Annotated in this window: 1 pseudogene; it reads right to left on the reverse strand. The window is 64.3% G+C overall.

Annotation, left to right across the window (positions count from 1 at the left end):
• A pseudogene (locus FY251_RS21820) lies at nt 1–415 on the reverse strand (DNA-directed RNA polymerase subunit A'); the annotation flags it as partial.

Here is a 415-nt window from a genome sequence, read left to right on the forward strand (position 1 = left end):
CTCCAGCGTCTCGTCGACGGTCCGACCGGGCAGCGATTCGAGTTCGCCGCGGTCGTAGGTCTCGATGAGTTCCTCGACGCGGTCGTAGGCGCTGTCGATGGCGTCGTTGATCTGCTCTTCCGCTTCTCGTGGGATAGACTCGTCGTCGATGCTGATGGAGAACCCGAAGTGCATGATCGACCGCATCGCCAGCGCCGAGACCTCGTTGACGAGAATCCGGGCGCGGGTCCGCGAGTAGTCCTTGGCGATGGTGTCGACGATTTCGCCCCCGAAGGCCCCGACGGCGTCCTCGTCGATGGTGCCGCCAGTCATCTGGCCGTCCTCGACGACGACAGTGTCGCCAGCAGAGGACGTGAACTCCAGGTTCAGGTCGTCCGGCAGCAGTTCGGAGAACAGGGAGCGGCCGGTCCAGTAC

Origin of the sequence: Haloferax sp. KTX1 (assembly GCF_902410085.1) — an archaeon.
GTDB classification, from domain to species: domain Archaea; phylum Halobacteriota; class Halobacteria; order Halobacteriales; family Haloferacaceae; genus Haloferax; species Haloferax massiliensis.